The sequence below is a fragment of the Streptococcus cristatus genome (assembly GCF_003943505.1).
In the GTDB taxonomy this organism is placed as follows: Bacteria; Bacillota; Bacilli; order Lactobacillales; family Streptococcaceae; genus Streptococcus; species Streptococcus cristatus_E.
The window spans coordinates 1-715 of the sequence record NZ_RJPS01000072.1; the positions used below are offsets into that span (position 1 = coordinate 1).

Below are 715 nucleotides of genomic sequence, written 5' to 3' on the forward strand. Positions count from 1 at the left end.
GCTATCAGTAGAGACATACTTGCGTTCTCTATGAAGCAACTAAATGATTTCAAGATTGTAGGCCATGTCCACGATGAAGTAATAATCGAATGTCCAATTGAACAAAAACTTGATGAAGTTGCATCATTAATGGGGATAGCACCTGACTGGTTGTCTGATATTAATCTTAGGGCTGATGGATATGAATGCTTTTTCTATCAAAAAGACTAGCAAAAAATCGCCACCTCGTAATTGAGATGGCGATTCTGTTATTTATTAAATTTGTTGTAAAGCTCTAACCCTTCTTTCTGAGTATTTTTTACTTTCTTATATCCAGCAGATTTCTGTACTCCTAGTTTTTCAAAGATTTCCTTATTCTCGTAACCATCAAATAACATTTCCAAAATATCTGGTGCTTGAAAATTTGATTCTGCAAGTTTTGCTTTCAAAAACTCAAACTGATCCATGAATAGATAAAGCTCAATGTCATCATCTATCATTGGTAAATCTTGTTTCTCTGTGAATGCTTCCCAAGATGAAATCTTAGGAGCATTTTTACTTGGCTTACGATAATCTTTAAGATAATCATTAACTGAGTTATTGTACCACCAGACCATCTGTTCATAGTCCTCTTCTGCGACTGGAACAAAGGCAGTTAGTATTGGAATACCCATAATACGACATTGACGAAACGTACCACGTAGCAAACCTGAATGGCGTGAATCCATGTAATAAT

The 715-nt window shown here is 35.2% G+C and carries 1 protein-coding gene and 1 pseudogene; one reads left to right on the plus strand and one right to left on the minus strand.

The genetic code is table 11. The features are described 5' to 3' along the window. Nucleotides 1-210, plus strand: a pseudogene (locus D8792_RS11035) (hypothetical protein); the annotation flags it as partial. A gap of 38 nt (nt 211-248) precedes the next feature. On the opposite strand, the gene D8792_RS11040 reads toward D8792_RS11035, so the two are convergent. Continuing rightward, nucleotides 249-715, minus strand: a 467-nt coding sequence (locus D8792_RS11040; protein WP_260470308.1) for a hypothetical protein, incomplete at its 5' end; no start/stop codon positions are given.